The sequence below is a fragment of the Kitasatospora sp. NPDC092039 genome, from assembly GCF_044756065.1.
In the GTDB taxonomy this organism is placed as follows: Bacteria; Actinomycetota; Actinomycetes; order Streptomycetales; family Streptomycetaceae; genus Kitasatospora.
Window position 1 is genome coordinate 616,622 of sequence record NZ_JBIVSD010000002.1, and the last position, 20,030, is coordinate 636,651.

The window sequence follows — 20,030 nt, forward strand, 5'->3', positions numbered from 1 at the left end:
CCGGTCCGGCCGTCAGCCCCTGGCGCGGGCCGCGTCGCGCAGCTTGCGCCAGGTCCGGCTGACGGAGGACGGCCCGGTGCGTCCGGCGGCGGGTGCACCGGGCTCCCAGGCCCGGGCCGCCTCGGCGAGGGTCTCCGTGGTGGCCCGGGGGGCCGGCGGGCGGGCCCGGGCGGCGCGCAGCAGGTCCTCCGGTCCGAGGGCGTCGAGCCGGGCCCGGGCGTGGTCGAGCAGGGCGGCGCAGGCCTCGGTGATCGCGGCCTCGCCGAGCGGGCGGTCGGGCAGGCCGAGGCCTTCGGCCAACTGCCCCGCCAGGGCGGTGCGCAGGTCCTGGAGGGAGAGGTCGCGGACGGTCAGCGACAGGTGGGCGGACAGGCCTCCGGCGCCGACCGCGCGGTGCGCGAAGCCACGTGGGACGTAGAGCACGCCGCCGGGTTCGAGGACGCCGTGCAGGCGCAGCGGGGAGCGCTCGCCGTCCGGGAGTTCGCCGAGCCGCCAGTCCGCCGCCGCCGGTGCGTCGTGGACGTACCAGGTCTTGCGCCCGGCGGCCTGGAGGACGAACACGTCGGCGTCGTCGCGGTGCACCGCGAGGCCCTGGCCGCCGGCCGGGGTGACGAAGAAGAACGCCTCCACCGGCCGGTCGAGTTCCTCGGACAGCCGGGCCACCAGGTCGCCGGTCGGGCGGTGCCACTGGTCGACGCGGCGCAGCAGCAGCGTCGCTCCGCCGCGCAGCAGCGCGAGCACCTTCGCGCGGTCGGCGAAGCCGTGGTGGGTGACGCCGTTGACCACGCGCGGGGTGGTGAAGGCCTCGGGCGGGATGGTGACCTTGTCGGAGCGGACCAGCTCCAGGTAGGGGGTGCGCAGCAGCCCGCCGTCGAAGGCGGCGTCCAGTTCGTCGAGGTCGAACGGCGGGGCGCCGGCCCCGGGGTCCGCCCGGGGGAAGAGCGCGGGCTCGCGCTGCCACTGGCGGCCGGTGAAGCCGCGGACGTCGCCGACCCAGTCGGCCAGTGTGGGCGATTCCATGGTGTGTCCCGTGGTGGTCAGGGTCTTCCGGGGCGCCGGGGGTGCGCCTGGCGCCGGGGGTGCGCTGGGGTGCCGGGGCGTCAGGTGCCGACCCTCGCCTCGAACCGTACGGAGAGCAGGGAGCGCAGCGGCACCTGGGCCTGCGGCTGGGGGGTGTGGACGACGAGGCGGTTGTCCAGGGCGGCGGTCAGCAGCCGTTCGGCCAGCGGCACCACCAGGTGCTTGGCCCAGCAGCGGGCGCCGTCGAAGCCGAACGGCATGAACCCGGGCGTCCTCTCCGGGTCGGCGACGCCGTCCCACCGCTCGGGGCGGAACTCCAGCGGGTCCGCCCAGTAGTCGCGGTGGCGGTGCATCAGCAGCGGGAAGAGCGCGACGTCGTCCTCCGGCCGGATCTCCGGGTGGAGTCCGGCGTACGCCGCGCCGCCGTTGCGGTACAGCATCCAGGCCGGCGGGAGGAGCCGCAGGGTCTCCCAGAGGACCGCGGTGAGCCCGGCGCGGGCCTCCGGCCGGTCCCGGTCGGGGCCCATCAGCCACAGGGCGTTACCGGCCAGCGCGGCCACGCCGTCGCAGAGGGTGGCCGTCGCCCGCCGGTACATCGCGACGGCCTGCTTGCGCTCCAGCGGGTCGTCGGCGTCGTGGATCAGCCCGGCCAGTGCGGTGCGCCCGTCCTGGTCGGCGGAGCCGGGCCAGACCGTGACGGCGCGGTCGACCAGCCGGGAGAGGGCGTCGGAGCGGGTGACGCCGCGCTTCGACAGCAGGGAGACCGGCAGCGGGTCGGTGGAGAACAGCCAGCGGCGCAGGTAGGAGGTGCCCGCGTACGGCCAGGGGCCGGCCATCGCGCGGGCCGGCGGCGGGGGCGTCCGGATGCCCGCCATGGCGTCCTGCCCCAGCGCCCGGATCGTCCGGGTCGCGCTGTCGTGGGGGATGTCGGCGCCGGCGGCGGGTTTGTAGACCGACCGCTCGGTGGAAAGCACGGGGCGGGCCGCGACGATTTCGGCCATCAGCCGGGAGTCCGCGACGCCGACCTTGGCCGGGTCGATCCGGAACACCTTGCCGGTCGTGGCCAGCAGGTCCTGAATCCTCGGGGCGAACACGATGGAATGGCTGGGTGCGGTCGCCGTCGTCATTTCTTCCACGGGACTCCGGCCTCCATTTCGAAATGCCTGGGAAATGCTTTCGGGGCGGCCTCCGGGGGAATTCCGGACGCGCCGCGGCGCCGGCGGGGGATCGGCCGACCCGGGCCCCCGCCGACGGCTGACCACGTCAGATGACGTGCAGCACCCACGCGTGGTTCGCGAGGTCCTCGTCCTTCTTGAACTTCTTCACGAGCGCCTTGATCATCTTCATGACTACTCTCCATTTCTGGGATCGCGGGCCCGGCGGAAATGCCGCGCCCGTGCCGTCAGAGATATTCGGCATTCCGTTGCCGGCGGCCGAACGGGTTGATCTGTTCATGGACCCTAACCGAAAGTTCGCCGTCCGGACACCCCTTCCGCAGAGAAGTATGCGATCTCTGCGCCTTGTTAACGGGCTATTCGGTGGTCGAATCGTTATAACCTCCGGGAACGTGCGGTGGGGGCCCGGAACGGGAACGCGGCAGGGCCCCGCGGCTTCGCGGGGCCCTGCTGTGCGATACGACGCGAACGGTGCGAGCGGTCAGTTGTAGGACGTGGTGACGGTGACGCCGCCGAAGCCCTGCTGCCCGAAGAGGCTGAAGTACACCCAGCCGGACGGCGGGTTGGTGATGGTGAGGGTCTCGCCGTTGCCGCTGTTGGTGGACTTGGCCAGGTACGAGCCGGTGGTGGCCCAGGTCCCGCCGTTGTAGTACAGGTCGGCGTTGCCGGTGCCGCCGCTGGTGGTGACGGTCAGCTGCCGCACGCCGGCCGGCAGGTACAGGAAGCTGTAGGCGTAGTTCCCGGTGGTGGCGGCCACGTTGTCCCGGCGGCAGTTCTTGTCGTACTGCCGGACGTCGGCGGCGGTGCACAGGGGGGCCTGGTCGGTGGGCAGCGAGCCGCAGGCGTCGGCGCCGCACTGCTTGAGCCAGGCGGCGAAGTCGGCGTCGTACCGGGTGCCGATGGTGGTCTTCAGCAGGGTGCGGGCGCCGTTCCAGTCACCGGCGCGGTACTCGGCGAGCAGCGCGGCGACATCCTGCGGGTGCGACTGGAGCATGTAACGGACGGACAGGTAGCCCCAGTTGTAGATGCGGGTGGAGTCCGCGTTGTCGTACGTGGTGTCGAACAGGGTGCTCAGGGCGTAGGTGCCCTTGGCCGCCTGGGCGACCGCGTCGTCGTAGTGCGCGCCGCGGTAGCTGTAGGAGACGTACTCGGCGAGGCCCTCGACCCACCAGATGGTCGGGGTGGTCATGCCGGCCTCGAAGTCGCCGTACATGTCGTACCGGCCGTCGAGGTAGTGGGTGTACTCGTGGTTGAGGTTCCAGATCTGGAACGACGGGCGCAGCCAGGAGGCCTCGTGGGCGATGAAGCGGGCCTGGTTGCCGGCCTTGGCCGGGTCGCCCTCCTCGTACATGCCGCCGTTGTCGACCGCGATCTTGTACATCTCCCACGCGTACAGGCTGTAGTTGTAGTAGTCGTCGAAGACGACGACCTCGAGGCTGGTGTTGTTGTCGCCGGGGACGGCGCCGTTGTCCTTGACGACCCTGTGGAAGAACGCGTCCTGGTTGACCAGGCTGGCGCAGGTGTCGGCGAGCTGCTGCGCGGTCATGTCCTGGGCGCGGACGCGCAGGTTGGCGTTGCAGGTGTGGTCGACGGTGAGCACCAGCGGGACGAGCTTGGCCGGCACGTCGCAGGTGCCGTAGTAGGAGCAGTTGCCGTTGTCCTTGTTCTCCGTGAACCAGAGCAGGTTCATGGTGAGCGGACCGGTGGCGCCGACCAGCGGGTAGCGGTTGATCAGGTCCTTGAGGATCGGCCGGCCCTGGGCGCGCAGCGCGTCGTGGGCGACCAGGTTGCCCAGCTGGATGCCGACCCTGGTGACCACGTCGCCGCCGTTGATCACGGCGCTGTTGCGGGTGACGAAGGAGGACACGGTGGTGGCGAAGGCGGGGTCGGCCTGGAGGGCGGAGACGAACTCCGGCAGTTCGAAGCCGCGCTCGATGACCGTCTCGGTGTTGCCGACGGCGCTGGTCATCGCGGTGGGCCAGCTGTCGGTGTAGTCGTTCAGCAGCCGCTTGACGACGCCGGTGTAGCGGGCGTTCTCCCGGGCGCTGTCGATCAGGGTGACGGCCTCGGCGAGGGTCGCGCCGTTGGCGTCGGTGACGTCCTTGCTGCGCGGGGCGGCGTAGAAGGCGTCCAGCGCGCCGCGGATGGTGGTCTTGAGGCCGGTCCCGTACGGGCCCACGGCGTCCGCGTTGTTCCACTGCACGTAGTAGCCGGCCCGCAGGAAGAGCACCAGCTGTCCGGCCGAGGTGGAGTTGTCGCCGGGGTAGGTGGCGGCGGTGTCGCGCAGGGCGTTGGCGACGGTGACCATCTGGGCCTCGTTGAAGGCGCCCTTGGCGTCGTTGCCGGTGAGCGTGAACAGGGAGTTGACGCAGTCGAGCCCGGCCGCCTTGACCTGCTGGACCAGCGCGGCGCCGGACTTGCCGGTGAAGGCCGAGACGTCGCAGGCGGCGGTGAGCGCCCGGGCCGCCGGGGCGGCGCCGACGGAGCTGCCCGCCGTCGGGGCGGTCGCCCTGGCCTGCGGGTCCGAGGCGAGCGGGCGGGCGTCCCTGGGGGTGTCGGGGGACTTGGGGACGGGTATCGCGCGCGGCGCGGCCTTGCCGGCCGAGGCGGCCGGGGCGAGCGGCTGCCCGGCCGGGGCGGCGGCGGTGGCGGCGTGCGCCGCCGGTGCGAACAGGCCGAGCGAGAGGAGGAGGGCGGTGCCGAGCGCAGGGAGTCTGCGCGCGCCGTCCTTAGCCGTCGAGGAGGGACGCATCTGTGGGGGCCTCCGGGGCCGTTGGGGTGGGGGTGGCCGCGCTGCGTGGGGCGCACGGGCCTTGCTGTGTGACATGTAAAATGGCACAACGGAGAACGCGGAGGGAAGCCCCGGGAACGGATTGCCGGGCGGCGAGACCGAAACGTTGCCAGGTCCGGGTGGGTGCCGGGCCGGTGGCCATCCCGGGCGGGTTCCGCTCAGGTCGCCCGCGGGGCGAGGGCCGCGAACTCCAGCGGCGCCGACGGATCCACCGACACGTCCGCGGGGGCCGGCTCCGCGCCCGAGCGGACCAGCAGGTCGCCCACCGCCGCCACCATCGCGCCGTTGTCCGTGCACAGCCGCAGCGGCGGCACCCGCAGCGCGATCCCGGCCGCCGCGCACCGCCGCTCGGCCAGCGCCCGCACCCGGGAGTTGGCCGCGACGCCGCCGACCACCACCAGGGTGCCGATCCCGTGGTCCAGGCAGGCCCGCACCGCCTTGCGGGTCAGCACGTCCGCGATCGCCTCCTGCAGCGCGGCCGCCACGTCCGCCACCCGGGGCTCGCGTCCGGCCTCGACGCAGCGGGCGGCGGCCGTCTTCAGGCCGGAGAAGGAGAACGCGTACGGGTCGTCCCGCGGCCCGGTCAGCGGGCGCGGCAGCCGGACGGCCGTCGGGTCGCCCTCGCGCGCCGCGCGGTCGATCGCCGGGCCGCCCGGGTAGGGGAGGCCCAGGACCCGGGCGACCTTGTCGAAGCACTCGCCGGCCGCGTCGTCCAGGGTGTCGCCGAGGTGGACGATCCGGTCCCGGGCCAGGTCGCGCGCCAGCAGCAGCGAGGTGTGGCCGCCGGAGACGATGAGCACCACGCACGGGTCGGGCAGCGGGCCGCCGTCCAGGGTGGCGGCGGCGACGTGCCCGGCGAGGTGGTGCACGCCGTACAGCGGGACGCCGAGCGAGAAGGCGTACCCCTTGGCGGCGGCCACGCCCACCTGCAGTGCCCCGGCCAGTCCCGGACCGGTCGTCACCGCGACGGCGCCGACGTCCGCCAGGGTGAGTCCGGCGCGGTCCAGCGCCTCCCGGACCACCGGTGCCATCGCGTGGACGTGCGCCCGGGCGGCGATCTCGGGCACCACCCCGCCGTAGCGGGCGTGCTCGTCCATCGACGAGGCCACCGCCTGCCCGAGCAGCACGCCGTCACGGACCAGGCCCGCTCCCGTCTCGTCGCAGGAGGACTCGATGCCCAGTACCACCGGCGACCCTGTCACAGTCATTCACCCTTGTCGGTCATTACGCGGAACGGTGACCATTGTGCCCGACGGGGTGTGAGGAATAAGCAGGAGCCCATGCTTCGTTCTTGCAACTGATACGCAATAGTGTTGTCCCGGCACGATCACCACCGTTCAACCCGCCGAAAGGGGCCGTGTCCTGATGGGCACCTACACGCTTCCCGACCTGCCGTACGACTACTCCGCGCTGGAGCGGGCGATGTCGGCCGAGATCCTGGAGCTGCACCACTCCAAGCACCACGCCGCCTACGTCAAGGGCGCCAACGACACCCTGGACCAGCTGGCCGAGGCCCGCGACAAGGAGCAGTTCGGCGGCCTGGTCGGCCTGCAGAAGACCTTCGCCTTCCACCTGTCGGGCCACGTGCTGCACTCGCTGTTCTGGCAGAACCTCTCGCCCGAGGGCGGCGACCGCCCCGAGGGCGAGCTGGCCGACGCCATCACCGAGCACTTCGGCAGCTTCGAGGCCTTCAAGAAGCAGCTCACCACCGCCACCACCGGCGTGCAGGGCTCCGGCTGGGGCATCCTGTCCTGGGAGCCGCTGGGTCAGCGCCTGATCGTCGAGCAGGTCTACGACCACCACGGCAACGTCGGCCAGAACACCACCCCGCTGCTGGCCTTCGACGCCTGGGAGCACGCCTACTACCTCCAGTACCGCAACGTCCGCCCGGACTACGTCACCCGCCTGTGGGACGTCGTCAACTGGCAGGACGTCTCGGACCGCTTCGCGGCCGTCAAGAGCGCCTGACCGGCATCAGGTGACGCGGGGCCCCGGACCGGTCGGGCGGTCCGGGGCCCCGCCCCTGACGGGTGTTCGCACCACGGGAGTCGACGGTGGGGGCGCTGCTACACTCCGCCGCAGGCCGGACGCCACCCGCCGTTCGCCCGCCGGTCGTGTGCGCTCCCTACGCTCGCTCGGACCACTGCCGGTGACCGGCCGACGACGGCCGCCCGGCCCGTCCGCTGCTGCCGCCGCCGCTGCTGAGCGAAAGGGCGCCCGATGGCCCCGCGTCTCTCCCTCGTCGTCCCGATCTTCAACGTCGAGCGCTACCTCCAGGAGTGCCTGGACTCGATCGCGGCGCAGACCTTCGAGGACTTCGAGTGCGTCATGGTCGACGACGGCTCGACCGACGGCGGCCCGGCCGTCGCAGCGGCCCACGCCGCCCGGGACCCGCGCTTCCGGCTGGTCCGCCAGGACAACCAGGGCCTCGGCGCCGCCCGCAACACCGGCTGGCGCCACCTCACCCCCGGCACCGAGTACCTGGCCTTCGTCGACAGCGACGACACCCTACCGCCGCACGCCTACCAGCTGATGATCGACACCCTGGACGGGACCGGCTCCGACTTCGCCGCCGGCAACGCCCTGCGGCTGCGCACCACCGGCCTCACCCCCTCGCACGGCCACCGCCGCCCGTTCCGCGAGACCCGGCTGCGCACCCACGTCAGCGAACTGCCGGCGCTCGTCACCGACCGCACCGCCTGGAACAAGGTCTACCGGCGCTCCTTCTTCGACGGCGCGGGCATCCTGTACCCAAAGGGCATCCTGTACGAGGACGCCCCGGTCAGCGTGCCCCACCACTTCCTCGCCGAACGCGTCGACGTCCTCGCCGACCCGGTCTACCACTGGCGCGTGCGCGAGGACGGCGACCTCTCCATCACCCAGAAGAAGACCGACCCGCGCGGGGTCGTCGACCGCGTCCGCTCGATGGAACTCGTCCGCGAGTGGCTCCTCGCCCGCCCCGAACCCGTCTTCGCCGACCACCTGCGCGCCTACGACCGCAACTGCCTGGTCGAGGAGATCCCGATGTTCTTCTGGACCGTCCCCGACGGCGACCGCGCCTACCGCGCCGCCTACCAGCAGCACGTCACCCGCCTCCTGCGTGCCATCGGCCCCGAGGCCCAGGCCGGCCTCAGCCCCCAACTCCGCCTCAAGTACCGCCTCACCCAGGCCGGTTCCATGCCCGCCTTCGTCGCCGTCCAACGCGCCCACCGCCTGGCCCGCCGCACCCGCCAGGCCGTCCGCCGGGGCTGAGCAGCGCCGTGCCCCACGCGGGGGCACGGCGCTCGACCGGTGCGCGCCGGGTCAGGCGAAGAAGGCGTCCAGGATCTGCTGGGCGGCCAGGCCGGCCGGGAGGGTGCCGGCGCGGACCCGGGCCTCCAACTCGGGGGTCAGGCGCCGCACTTCGGGGTTCTCGTGGAGGCGGGCGTAGAGCTGGTCGTGGACCATGGACCAGGTCCACTCGACCTGCTGGTCGCGGCGCTTGGCGGCCAGCGCGCCCGTCGCGTCCAGCACCTTGCGGTGCTGCTGGAGCCGCTCCCACAGCGTGTCCAGGCCGGCGCCGTCGCGGCCGCTGCAGGTCAGTACGGGCGGCGTCCACGCCGCGTCCGGTGCCTGCAACAGCCGCAGCGCGCCCGCGAGTTCGCGGGCCGCCGCCTTGGCGTCGGTCTCGTGCGGGCCGTCCGCCTTGTTGACGGCGATGACGTCCGCGAGCTCCAGCACGCCCTTCTTGATGCCCTGCAGCTGGTCCCCGGTCCGGGCCAGGCTGAGCAGCAGGAAGGTGTCCACCATCCCGGCCACCGCCGTCTCGGACTGCCCGACGCCCACCGTCTCGATCAGCACCACGTCGTACCCGGCCGCCTCCATCACCACCATGGACTCCCGGGTGGCCTTGGCGACGCCGCCCAGCGTCCCCGAGGTCGGCGACGGCCGGACGAAGGCGGCGGGGTCGACGGCGAGCCGCTCCATCCGGGTCTTGTCGCCCAGGATGGAGCCGCCCGTCCGGCTGGAGGTCGGGTCGACGGCGAGGACCGCGACCCGGTGGCCCTGGCCGGTCAGCATGGTGCCGAAGGAGTCGATGAAGGTCGACTTGCCGACACCGGGCACCCCGGTGATGCCCACCCGGACCGCCCCGCCCGCGTGCGGCAGCAGCCGCTGGAGCAGCTGCTGCGCGAGCGCGCGGTGGTCCGGCCGGGAGGACTCGACGAGGGTGACGGCGCGCGCGATCCAGGCGCGCGAGCCGTCCAGCACACCCGTCACGTAGCTGTCGAGGTCGATCGTCCGCGGAGGCATACGATCAGGCGATCACAGCTCGTGGCCGAGGTCGGCCGCCAGGGACTTCAGCAGGTCGTACGCGGCGTCCGGGATGACCGTCCCGGGCGGGAAGACCGCGGCCGCGCCCGCCTCGTACAGGGCGTCGAAGTCCTGCGGCGGAATGACCCCGCCCACCACGATGGTGATGTCCTCCCGCCCCGCCTCGGCGAGTTCGGCGCGCAGCGCGGGCACCAGCGTGAGGTGGCCGGCGGCCAGCGAGGACACGCCGACGATGTGGACGTCCGCCTCGACGGCCTGGCGGGCGACCTCGGCCGGGGTCTGGAACAGCGGGCCGACGTCCACGGTGAAGCCGATGTCGGCGAACGCCGTGGCGATCACCTTCTGGCCGCGGTCGTGGCCGTCCTGGCCCATCTTGGCGACCAGGATGCGCGGTCGGCGGCCCTCGGCCCGCTCGAACCGCTCGACCAGGTCACGGGTGCGCTGGAGGGAGGCCGACGGGCCCGCTTCGTCTCTGTACACACCCGAGATGGTACGGATCTGGCCGGAGTGGCGGCCGTACACCTTCTCCAGGGCGTCCGAGATCTCGCCGACGGTGGCCTTGGCCCGGGCCGCGTTGACGGCCAGGTGCAGCAGGTTGCCGTCCAGCGAGCCGCCGCGCTGCGGACCGGCCTCGGCGGCCCGGGTGAGGGCGTGCAGGGAGTCCTGGACGAGGGCCTCGTCGCGCTCCGCGCGCAGCCGGCGCAGCTTCTCGATCTGGCGGGCGCGCACCGAGGAGTTGTCGACCTTGAGCACGTCGATCTGCTCGTCGCTCTCCACCCGGTACTTGTTGACGCCGATCACCGGCTGGCGGCCGGAGTCGATCCGCGCCTGGGTGCGGGCGGCGGCCTCCTCGACGCGCAGCTTGGGGATGCCGGCGTCGATGGCCTTGGCCATGCCGCCGGCCGCCTCGACCTCCTGGATGTGCTCCCAGGCCCTGGCGGCGAGGTCGTGGGTGAGCTTCTCGACGTACGCCGAGCCGCCCCACGGGTCGATCACCCGGCAGGTGCCCGACTCCTGCTGGAGCAGCAGCTGGGTGTTGCGGGCGATGCGGGCGGAGAAGTCGGTGGGCAGGGCGAGCGCCTCGTCCAGGGCGTTGGTGTGCAGCGACTGGGTGTGGCCCTGGGTCGCCGCCATCGCCTCCACGCAGGTGCGGGTGACGTTGTTGAACACGTCCTGGGCGGTGAGGGACCAGCCGGAGGTCTGCGAATGGGTGCGCAGCGAGAGGGACTTGGGGTTCTTCGGGTCGAACTGCTTGACCAGCTTGGCCCACAGCAGCCGGGCCGCGCGCAGCTTGGCGACCTCCATGAAGAAGTTCATGCCGATCGCCCAGAAGAACGACAGTCGCGGCGCGAAGGCGTCCACGTCCAGGCCCACGTCCAGGCCCGCGCGCAGGTACTCCACCCCGTCGGCCAGGGTGTAGGCCAGCTCCAGGTCGGCGGTCGCCCCGGCCTCCTGGATGTGGTAGCCGGAGATGGAGATCGAGTTGTACCGGGGCATCTTCTGCGAGGTGTACGCGAAGATGTCCGAGATGATCCGCATCGACGGCTGCGGCGGGTAGATGTAGGTGTTGCGGACCATGAACTCCTTGAGGATGTCGTTCTGGATGGTCCCCGCGAGCTTCTCCGGCGGTACGCCCTGCTCCTCGGCCGCGACGATGTACAGCGCGAGGACCGGCAGCACGGCGCCGTTCATGGTCATCGACACCGACATCCGGTCCAGCGGGATGCCGTCGAACAGCTGGCGCATGTCGTAGATCGAGTCGATCGCCACGCCCGCCATGCCGACGTCGCCGGTGACCCGGGGGTGGTCGCTGTCGTAGCCGCGGTGGGTCGGCAGGTCGAAGGCGACCGACAGGCCCTTCTGGCCGGCCGCGAGGTTGCGGCGGTAGAAGGCGTTGGACTCCTCGGCGGTGGAGAAGCCCGCGTACTGGCGGACGGTCCAGGGCTGGTTGACGTACATGGTCGGGTAGGGCCCGCGCAGGTACGGGGCGACGCCCGGGTAGGTCTCCAGGAAGTCCAGTCCGGCCAGGTCGGCGCCGGTGTACAGCGGCTTGACGCCGATGCCCTCGGGGGTGTCCCAGAGCAGCTCGTCGATGTCCTTGCCGGTGGACCGGCGCCAGGCGGCCTGCCACTGCTCGTCCGTGACGCCGGCGGCGGCGCCGCCGTCCAGCTCGATTCCGGTGAAGTCGGGGATCATCGAGCGGCTCCGATCTGGTCCAGCAGGGAGGTGAGGACGGCGACCGCGTCGCTCCCCGCGAAGATGAACTCGTCCACGCCGTCCGGTACTTCGGCGGGTCGCCCGGCCAGCAGCACCCGGTCGGCGCCGGCCGCCTTCAGGGCCCCGGCGACCGGGGCGGCGTGCTCGGCGTACAGCGCGTCGCTGGAGCAGAGGCAGGCGACGGTCGCGCCGGAGGCGGTGAACGCCTCGGCGAAGGCCGCCGGGTCGACGGACTCGGCGGAGACCGTCGCGATGCCGCCGGCCTGGAACAGGTTGGCGGCGAAGGTGGTGCGCGCGGTGTGCGCGGAGGCGGTGCCGATCGAGGCGAGGAACAGCGTCGGACGGGCGCCGGTCGCGGCGAGGTGGGCGTCCGAGCGGTCCCGCAGCGCCTCGTAGGCCTCGGCGCGGCGCACCTGCGGCAGCCCGCCGCCGAGTGCGGCCGGGGCCGGCTCGCGGACCAGCGGCTGCTCGTCCAGGTGCGGGAACTCGCTGACGCCGGTGATCGGTTCGCGCCGCTTGGCGAGCTTCACCGAGCGCTCCGCCCAGGTCGCGGCGATCCGCTCCTCGACCAGCCCGGCGGACAGGGCGGCGCGCAGGCCGCCGGCCCGCTCGATCTCCTGGAACCACGCCCAGGCGGCCAGCGCCAGCTCCTCGCCCAGCTGCTCGACGTACCAGGAGCCGCCGGCCGGGTCGATCACGCGGGCCAGGTGGGACTCCTCCAGCAGGATCGCCTGGGTGTTGCGGGCGATCCGGCGGGCGAAGGCGTCCGGCAGGCCGAGGGCGCTGTCGAAGGGCAGCACGGTGACGGAGTCGGCGCCGCCGACGCCCGCGGCCAGGCAGGCGACCGTGGTGCGCAGCATGTTCACCCACGGGTCGCGGGCGGTCATCATCACCCGGGAGGTGACGGCGTGCTGGCGCTGCGCGGAGGCGGTCGCGCCGGCCCCGGAGACCTCGGCGACCCGGGCCCAGAGGCGGCGCGCGGCACGGAACTTGGCGATGGTGAGGAACTGGTCGGCGTCCGCGGCGTAGCGGAACTCCAGCTGGCCGAGCGCCTCGTCCACGGTGAGCCCGGCGGCGGTCAGCGCGCGCAGGTAGGCGACGCCGGCGGCGAGCGAGCAGCCCAGTTCCTGGGCGGGGGAGGCGCCCGCCTCGTGGTACGGCAGGGCGTCCACGGTGAGCGCCCGCAGGCCCGGGTACCCGGCGGCGCAGCGGGCGGCCAGCGAGGTGGCCTCGGCGAGCAGCACCTCGGTGCGGTCGCCGTCGCCGGTGCGGGCCTGGAGGCCGAGCGGGTCGGCGCCGAGGTTGCCGGCGGCGGCGCCGGGGGAGACCTCGCGCTCCTCGTACAGCTTGAACAACTGCTCGGCGGCGTGGGTGAATTCGGGTCCGGCGTCGAGTGCCACGGCGGCCAGGTCCAGGTACACGCCGGCCAGTGCCTCGGGCAGGGCGTCGACCGGGAGGCCGGCACCGCCCAGTTCCAGCCAGAGCGAGCTCACGCCGTGCTCCAGGTCGGCCAGCACGGCCTCGTTGGCGCGACGGCGGTCCGGGTCGGCGTGCCGCTGGCGAACGTCCCACCCGGTCACGGCGGCGCCCTGCGGTCGGCCGCCGCGCACGAACGGCGGGAAGCCCGGGAAGCCCGGGTCGGCGGCGGTGTCCTCGGCGGTGTACAGCGGGCGGGCGCTCAGCCCGTCCTGCAGCCGGGTGGTGAGCGCCTGCTCGGCGGCGGGGCCGTCCTCGGGCTGGGCACCGGACTTGCGCAGCACACCCTGGACGAGCTGCTGCCACTGCTCACGGTGCGCGGCCGGGAACTCGGCGGCGAGGGGGAGCCTTTCGGGCGGGACCTTCATGTGCGCAGGTTAGCGCCCGTTCGCAGGGCCGCAGGAGGGGGAGCCCGTGTGACCTTTCCCTCGATTTGGCTGATTTCGAGCACTCCTCGCGGCGGGGAGTGCCACGGGGTGCCGGGGCGGCCGATACCCGGGTCGGGACGGGGTGCCGCGACGGGTGGCCGGAGGTGCGGGGCGGGTGCGTGCCGGCCGCCGTCGGCGGTGGACGGCGTCCGCGGTCAACGCCGATGGCACGGAACGCGATCGATGGCCCGTCATGCTGCCGGAACGTCATGATCAGGGGGATTGCGGAACCCGGCCCCTCATCTATTAAGTTACTTCGAAGAAGGTGGGCGGGGCAGCACCCCCCCGTTGCTCGCCCTGCCCGCCTTCGCCGTCCACCGGCCCCGGCCGAGCCGTTCCCCCGGCCCGTCCGGACCGTCCCCAGATTCCCCCGAAGGAGAGCGACCGGCATGGGAAAGCGTCGCAAGCCCAGCCCCCCGAGCCGGGCCCGTATGGCGGTCCTCACCACGGCCATGGCGGCCGGCAGCGCGGTCCTCGCCTCCGGCACCGCCCACGCCGAGCCCTCACCGAACCTCGCCTCCGTCAAGGAGCAGGTCGACCTGCTCAACGAGGAGGCCGAGCAGGCGATCGAGAAGCACAACGGCTTCCAGGCGCGGCAGCAGAAGCTCCAGGCCGAGGCCAACCAGATCCAGGAGAAGGTCGTCCGCGGCCAGGAGACGATGAACGAGCTGCGGACCCGGCTCGGCGCGGTCGCCGCCGACCAGTACCGCACCAACGGCATCGACCCGTCGGTCCAGCTGATGCTCGACTCCGACCCGTCCGCCTACCTGGAGCGCGCCTCGGTGCAGAACCAGGTCTCCGACTCCCAGGCGAACCTGCTCAAGCAGGCCCAGGACGAGCAGCGCAAGCTCGACCAGGACCGCGCCGAGGCCACCGCCACCCTGGCCGCGCTCGACTCGGTCGGCACCCAGCTGGCGGAGCAGAAGAAGGACATCCAGACCAAGCTGGCCCAGGCCCAGGAGATGCTGAACAAGCTCAGCGCCGAGGACCGGGCCAAGATCAACGCCCAGCAGAGCGCCGAGAAGGCCAAGGCCGAGGCCCAGCAGGCCGCCACCGCGGCGGCCAAGGACCGCGCCTCCCGCTCCGCCGACCGCCCGGACATGAACGCCCCGGTGCCGTCGGCCACCGGCCGGGCCGGCAGCATCATTGCGTTCGCCCAGGCCCAGCTGGGCAAGCCGTACGGCTGGGGCAAGTCCGGCCCCGCCACCTTCGACTGCTCCGGCCTCACCAGTCAGGCGTACCGCGCGGCGGGCGTCACGATCTCCCGGACGTCCGAGGAGCAGTGGAAGGACGGCCCGCACGTCGACCGCGCCAACCTCCAGCCCGGTGACCTGGTCTTCTTCTACAAAGACCTGCACCACGTCGGCCTGTACATCGGTGACGGCAAGATGATCCACGCCCCGCGCACGGGCAAGAACATCGAGGTCCTGCCGATCTCCGCGATGCCCTACATGGGCGCCGTCCGCCCGGCCTGACGGGTACGTACGCCTCCGGTGGCCCGCGCCCGCTTCGGCGGGGGCGGGCCACCGTCGTCGTGTGTGGGGGGATGGGGCCGGGGCCGGTCGGGCGGGTCAGAGCGCGGCGAGCCGTCGCAGCAGGTGCGCCGGATCGGCGAGCCCGCAGGCCCGGCGGACGGCGGCGTCGTGGGCGGCGGCGAGGGCGTCCAGACGGGTCAGCCGGGCGCGGCCCTGGCGGGAGAGGTGGGCGGTGATCCGGCGGCGGTCCTGGTCGTCCTGGCGGCGGTAGGCCCAGCCGGAGTCGGCCAGCGAGTCCACCAGCCGGCTCAGGCTCGCCTGCGGGATCAGCAGGGCCTGGGCCAGCTCGCCCATCGGGTGCCCCCGGCCGTCCGCGAGGGCGCGCAGCAGCCGCCACTGGTCGACGGTGCAGCCCTCCTCGGCCAGCGCGGCGGCGAGGCCGCCGGAGAGCCTGCGCTGGGCCAGCGTGACCAGCTCGACCAGCAGCGGTTCCGGGACGGCCGGACGGGTCGCCGGGTCGCCGGTGGGCCGGCCGGCGGCCCGGCCGACGGGATCGCCGGGGCGGGCGTCGACTCCCGGTGCGGCACCAGCTGCGGTCATCGGACGCTCCCCTTCCCGGCCTTTCCCGATATCGGTGGTACGACGATACTCGCCCTGTGAGCGTCGAGGTGAGGTTGATCGATCCGCTCGACGCGCTGCACTCGGCCCGGCAGGAGGCGGCGTTTCGGGTGGGCCTCGTCGTGCCGCAGTCCGGCCCGCTCGGGCTCACCGGCCCGTCCGCGCTGGACGGCGCCCTGCTCGCCGCACACGAGGTGAACGCGGGCGGCGGGGTGCTCGGCCGCCCCCTGGAGCTGGTGCTGGTGGACGGCGGCGGCGCCCCGGGGCCGGTCGCCGGGGAGGTGCGGCGGCTGCTGGACGCCGGGGCGCTGGACGCGCTCGCCGGGTGCCACACCAGCGATGTGCACCGGGCGGTGGAGGCCGTAGCCGCGGGCCGCGTCGCGTACGTCTACACCCCGCCGCACGAGGGCGGCTCCCGGCTGCCCGGAGTGCTCTGCACCGGCCTCGATCCGTACCGCCAACTCGCCGCAGCGGTAAGGGAGCTGACGGCGAGTCACCGCGTCGGCCGGTGGGCGCTGATCGGCAACGACTACATCTGGCCGCGCTCCGTCCACCGGGCCGCGGAGGAGCTCGCGGCGCGGGCGGGCGCCCGGGTGGTGCTGGAGCGGAGGATCCCGTTCGGGGCGGTCGAGGAGGCGCTCGAACCGCTGCTGGACGCGCTGCGCGCCACCCGCGCGGACGCCCTGCTGCTCAGCCTGATCGGACGCGACCTGGTGCACTTCAACCGGGGGCTTCGGCGCAGCGGGCTGGACCGCCGGATGGTGCGGCTCTCCGGCGCCCTGGAGGAGAACGGCCTGCTCGCGCTCGGCGGCGACGACACCGGGACGCTGTACGCGGCGATGCCCTCCTTCGCGACGCTGGCCGAGGAGCACCGGCAGAGCCTCGCCGAGCGGCACCGGGCGCTGTGCGGCCCGTGGGCGCCGGTCCTGGACGCCTACGCGGTGGGCCTGTACGAGGGGCTGCGCCTGCTCGCCGAGCTGGTGGCCCGGCGAGCCCTGGCCCCGGACGGCCTGCTGACGGCCGCCGGGCGGCTGCTGCACCGCGGGGGTGCGGGCCGGGCGCCGATCCACCTCGCCCGGGCCGAGGGCCTCGGTTTCACCGTCCTGTCGCGGTAGCCCCGGGTGCTCCGCCGGGAGCCTCGCGCGTTGCGCCGGGAGCCCCGGGCGTTGCGCCGGCGGCTCCGGGTGCCTGGTTCCCGTCAGGAGGAACGCCCCGACAAAACCCTTCCATCTGGAAATAGTTGCCTCTACAGTCTCCCCACACACCCGCAGGGTCGTCACGGAGAGAGAGCACCATGGCCGACACACCCGCGCCCCAGGGCATCGAGAGCTACGGCTACCAGCAGGAGCTGCGCCGCTCGCTCGGCTTCACCGACCTGCTCGTCTACGGGCTGGTGTTCATGGTGCCGATCGCACCGTTCGGCATCTTCGGCGGCGTCTTCCAGGGCTCCGGCGGGATGGTCGCCCTGGCCTACGTCCTCGGCATGGTGGCGATGATGTTCACCGCCCTGTCCTACGCCCAGATGTCCCGCGCCTTCCCGATGGCCGGCTCGGTCTACACCTACGCGGGCCGCGGCATCGCCGCCCCGGTCGGCTTCCTGTCCGGCTGGATGATCCTGCTCGACTACGTGCTGGTGCCGGGGCTGCTGTACCTGATCGCCGGCGTCGCGATGAACTCGCTGGTGCCGTCCGTCCCGGTCTGGCTCTGGCTGGTCGGCTTCGTGCTGCTCAACACCGTGGTCAACTATCTGGGCATCGAGACCACCAGCAAGGTCAACAAGGCGATGCTGGTCGGCGAACTCGTCGTGCTGGCCGTGTTCGTGGTGATCGGCGTGATCGCCCTGGCCGACGGCAAGGGCCGCGGCTTCGACTTCACGCCGCTGTACGACCCGCACACCTTCTCGTGGAGCCTGGCCTTCGGGGCGGTCTCGATCGCGGTGCTCAGCTTCCTGGGCTTCGACGGCATCTCCACCCTCTCGGAGGAGAACCGGGACTCCACCAAGGCCGTCGGCAGGTCGATGGTCGCCGCGCTGCTGCTCGCGGGCACCCTGTTCATCGTGCAGACCTGGGTCGCCTCGCTGCTGGTCGCCGACCCCGACGCGCTGATCCGGGACGGCGACCCGAACGGCACCGCCTTCTACGACGCGGCCCGCACCGCCGCCGGGGGCTGGCTCGCCACCCTGACCGCCGCCTCCACCGCCGTGGCCTGGGGCTTCGCCAACTCGCTGGTCGCCCAGGCGGCCACCTCCCGGCTGCTGTTCGCGATGGCCCGCGACCGCCAGCTGCCCTCGTTCCTGGCCCGGATCCACCCCACCCGCCGGGTGCCGGTCAACGCGACCCTGCTGACCGCCGGGATCTCGCTGGTGCTCGGCCTCTACACGGCCTCCCGCGACGACGGCATCACGCTGCTGAGCACCCTGGTCAACTTCGGTGCGCTGACCACCTTCCTGGTCCTGCACGTCGCCGTCGTCGTCCACTACCTGATCCGCCGACGCAGCAAGGACTACTGGCGGCACCTGATCGCCCCGGCGCTCGGCTTCGCGATCCTCGGGTACGTCGTGGTCAACGCCGACATCGCGGCCCAGCGGCTCGGCTTCGTCTGGCTGCTCGTCGGCGGGATCGTGCTCGCCGGGCTGATGGCGACCGGCCGCACGCCCCGACTGGCCGTCACCGAGGCCGATTCCGCCCTGGACCCCGGCGCCGCCGCGACCGATGCCGATGCGACGAACGCCGCCGCTGCGAACAGCGCCACCACCACCCCTGCCGAGGAGAAGCCGTGAGCCTGCCCGAGATCGTCACACTGTCGCCGACGCCCGAGGACTACGCCTACACCTTCGGCGGCCGCGCCCCGCTGGTCACCGTCCCGCCCGGCACCGTCGTCGAACTGACCACCGAGGACTGCTTCGGCGGCAAGGTGCGCGGCACCGGCGACCTGCCCAGCCAGGTCTGCGCCTTTCCCTACCTCAACCCGGTCACCGGCCCGATCGCGGTGGCGGGCGCCGAGCCCGGGGACGTCCTCGCGGTGCACTTCGTGGAGATCACCCCGGCCCGGGAATACGGCATCTCCAGCACCTTCCCGCACTTCGGCGCGCTGACCGCCACCCACAGCACCGCGATGCTGCACCCGGCGCTGGAGGAGCGGGTCTGGGTCTACGACCTGGACGTCAAGGCGGGCCTGTGCCGGTTCCGGGCCCGCAACGGCGGGTTCACGGTGGACCTGCCGCTCGACCCGATGCACGGCACGGTCGGCGTCGCCCCGGCGGCCGGCGAGGTGCTGGCCTCGATCACCCCGGGCGCGCACGGCGGCAACCTGGACACCCCGGAGATGCGGGCCGGCACCACCGCCTACTTCGGGGTCAACGTCGAGGGCGGCCTGCTCGCCGTCGGCGACGGCCACGCCCGCCAGGGCGAGGGCGAGGTGTGCGGTACGGCGGTGGAGGCGGCGATGCGCACCACCGTGATCGTCGACCTGGTCAAGGGCGGCGGCCCGGCCTGGCCCCGGCTGGAGAACGACGACTTCCTGATCAGCACCGGCTCGGCCCGTCCGCTGGAGGACGCGTTCCGGATCAGCCAGCACGACCTGGTCGGCTGGACCGGCGAACTGCTCGGGCTGGACCAGCTCGACGCGTACCAGCTGGTCAGCCAGGCCGGCCTGGCGCCGGCGGCGAACGTCTGCGACACCAACTACACGATGGTCGCCAAGCTGCCGAAGAGCCTGCTCGGCCGGGCCCGCGCCTACGACGGGCTGCACGACCGGCTGCGCGGGACGGCCGGAGCGTACCTGCGGCACCGGTAGGCAACGCCGGGTCGGGGCAGGCGGGTTCAGGTGCGAGGGTCAAGGTCCCGGCAAATCTCGCGGACTCCCGTCCCGGGCCCGTCGGCCCGGTCACCACCGGTCGCGACCGGCCCGCCGCAGGCCCCGGGGACGCGGCGCGCGGGTCACCCCGCGGCCCGCGCCCGCACCTGTTCGAGCGCGGTGAGCAGCGCCGAGGCCTCGTCCCCGGTGATCCGGTCGACGAAGCGGAGCAGCGCGCCCGCACGGTCGGGGGTGGTCTCCAGCGCCTGGTGCATCAGCCGGGCGGTGTACTCCTCGCGGGTGCAGGTCGGCTCGTAGATCCAGGCGCGGCCGACCTTGTCGCGGCGCAGCCAGCCCTTGGTGTGCAGGATGTCCGCGACCGTGGTGACGGTGGTGTACGCGACCGCCCGGTCCTGCTGGAGGTCGTCCACCACCTCGCGCACCGTGGCGGGCCGGCCCCAGGACCAGAACCGGTCCATGATCTCGGCCTCGAGATCGCCGAACCCCCGTAGCACCGCCCTCTTCTCCCTCGCCGAGCCGACCACCGGCGCCCTTCGCCCGCCGGAACGCGGCCCATGGTACGGCGAGCGCCGGGCGCCCGCCCCCGGGTGAAGGGGGTGGACGCCCGGCGTGTTCCGGGTGGTGCCCGGGTGGTGCCCAAGTGGTGTCGGCCGGTGGTCGGGGCGTGTCCAAGCCGTGTCCGAGGCCTCCGGGACGGTCAGGC

Annotated in this window: 16 protein-coding genes; 6 read left to right on the plus strand and 10 right to left on the minus strand. The window is 73.2% G+C overall.

Going from position 1 to position 20,030, the window contains the following annotated elements; genetic code table 11:
- Window positions 1–12: 12 nt before the first annotated feature.
- The 5 genes from ACIQI7_RS05790 to tsaD all read right to left on the minus strand — a co-directional run bounded on the left by ACIQI7_RS05790 (window position 13) and on the right by tsaD (window position 6,188).
- Window positions 13–1,020, minus strand: a complete 1,008-nt coding sequence (locus ACIQI7_RS05790; protein WP_401105504.1) for a JmjC domain-containing protein — start codon at window positions 1,018–1,020, stop codon at window positions 13–15.
- An 80-nt stretch (window positions 1,021–1,100) separates the two neighbouring features.
- Window positions 1,101–2,147, minus strand: a complete 1,047-nt coding sequence (locus ACIQI7_RS05795) for a cytochrome P450 (protein ID WP_401105507.1) — start codon at window positions 2,145–2,147, stop codon at window positions 1,101–1,103.
- A 136-nt stretch (window positions 2,148–2,283) separates the two neighbouring features.
- The gene (locus ACIQI7_RS05800; protein ID WP_401105509.1) at window positions 2,284–2,475 is read right to left on the minus strand and encodes a hypothetical protein; all 192 of its coding nucleotides are present in this window, start codon (window positions 2,473–2,475) and stop codon (window positions 2,284–2,286) included.
- Window positions 2,476–2,676: 201 nt separating this feature from the next.
- On the minus strand, window positions 2,677–4,947 hold the full coding sequence (locus ACIQI7_RS05805) for a M9 family metallopeptidase (RefSeq protein WP_401105511.1): 2,271 nt from the start codon (window positions 4,945–4,947) through the stop codon (window positions 2,677–2,679).
- 197 nt (window positions 4,948–5,144) lie between these two features.
- Complete coding sequence (gene tsaD / locus ACIQI7_RS05810) at window positions 5,145–6,188, minus strand: tRNA (adenosine(37)-N6)-threonylcarbamoyltransferase complex transferase subunit TsaD (protein WP_401105513.1); 1,044 nt, start codon at window positions 6,186–6,188, stop codon at window positions 5,145–5,147.
- A 163-nt stretch (window positions 6,189–6,351) separates the two neighbouring features.
- On the opposite strand from tsaD, the gene ACIQI7_RS05815 reads away from it, so the two are divergent.
- Window positions 6,352–6,954, plus strand: coding sequence for a superoxide dismutase (locus ACIQI7_RS05815; RefSeq protein WP_387751659.1), 603 nt, complete (start codon window positions 6,352–6,354; stop codon window positions 6,952–6,954).
- A gap of 252 nt (window positions 6,955–7,206) precedes the next feature.
- On the plus strand, window positions 7,207–8,238 hold the full coding sequence (locus ACIQI7_RS05820; protein WP_401105514.1) for a glycosyltransferase family 2 protein: 1,032 nt from the start codon (window positions 7,207–7,209) through the stop codon (window positions 8,236–8,238).
- Between the two features lie 51 nt (window positions 8,239–8,289).
- Here the strand turns inward: ACIQI7_RS05820 and meaB are convergent, their stop codons facing one another.
- The 3 genes from meaB to mutA are packed head-to-tail and all read right to left on the minus strand — an operon-like array spanning window position 8,290 to window position 13,358.
- Window positions 8,290–9,276 (minus strand): methylmalonyl Co-A mutase-associated GTPase MeaB, encoded by a 987-nt coding sequence (gene meaB / locus ACIQI7_RS05825; protein ID WP_401105516.1) that lies wholly within the window; start codon window positions 9,274–9,276, stop codon window positions 8,290–8,292.
- A 12-nt stretch (window positions 9,277–9,288) separates the two neighbouring features.
- Window positions 9,289–11,493 (minus strand): methylmalonyl-CoA mutase, encoded by a 2,205-nt coding sequence (gene scpA / locus ACIQI7_RS05830; RefSeq protein WP_401105518.1) that lies wholly within the window; start codon window positions 11,491–11,493, stop codon window positions 9,289–9,291.
- A complete protein-coding gene (gene mutA, locus ACIQI7_RS05835; protein ID WP_401105519.1) occupies window positions 11,490–13,358 on the minus strand; it encodes a methylmalonyl-CoA mutase small subunit in 1,869 nt (622 codons plus the stop codon). The genes scpA and mutA overlap by 4 nt, the downstream gene beginning before the upstream one ends.
- Window positions 13,359–13,807: 449 nt before the next feature.
- Between mutA and ACIQI7_RS05840 the strand changes: the two genes are divergently transcribed.
- On the plus strand, window positions 13,808–14,893 hold the full coding sequence (locus tag ACIQI7_RS05840; protein ID WP_401105521.1) for an NlpC/P60 family protein: 1,086 nt from the start codon (window positions 13,808–13,810) through the stop codon (window positions 14,891–14,893).
- 96 nt (window positions 14,894–14,989) lie between these two features.
- Here ACIQI7_RS05840 and ACIQI7_RS05845 read toward each other — a convergent pair whose 3' ends face one another.
- Complete coding sequence (locus ACIQI7_RS05845) at window positions 14,990–15,493, minus strand: MarR family winged helix-turn-helix transcriptional regulator (protein ID WP_401105523.1); 504 nt, start codon at window positions 15,491–15,493, stop codon at window positions 14,990–14,992.
- Between the two features lie 56 nt (window positions 15,494–15,549).
- Between ACIQI7_RS05845 and ACIQI7_RS05850 the strand changes: the two genes are divergently transcribed.
- From ACIQI7_RS05850 to ACIQI7_RS05860, 3 genes are all read left to right on the plus strand, one after another.
- Entirely contained in the window at window positions 15,550–16,626 is a 1,077-nt protein-coding gene (locus tag ACIQI7_RS05850; protein WP_401105525.1) for an ABC transporter substrate-binding protein, read from the plus strand.
- Between the two features lie 179 nt (window positions 16,627–16,805).
- On the plus strand, window positions 16,806–18,290 hold the full coding sequence (locus ACIQI7_RS05855; RefSeq protein ID WP_401105527.1) for an APC family permease: 1,485 nt from the start codon (window positions 16,806–16,808) through the stop codon (window positions 18,288–18,290).
- Window positions 18,287–19,306 carry an acetamidase/formamidase family protein gene (locus ACIQI7_RS05860; protein ID WP_401105529.1) on the plus strand — a complete coding sequence of 340 codons (1,020 nt, stop codon included), beginning with the start codon at window positions 18,287–18,289 and terminating at the stop codon, window positions 19,304–19,306. The genes ACIQI7_RS05855 and ACIQI7_RS05860 overlap by 4 nt, the downstream gene beginning before the upstream one ends.
- A gap of 143 nt (window positions 19,307–19,449) precedes the next feature.
- Here ACIQI7_RS05860 and ACIQI7_RS05865 read toward each other — a convergent pair whose 3' ends face one another.
- Entirely contained in the window at window positions 19,450–19,821 is a 372-nt protein-coding gene (locus ACIQI7_RS05865) for a BlaI/MecI/CopY family transcriptional regulator (protein WP_401105531.1), read from the minus strand.
- Between the last annotated feature and the right edge of the window lie 209 nt (window positions 19,822–20,030).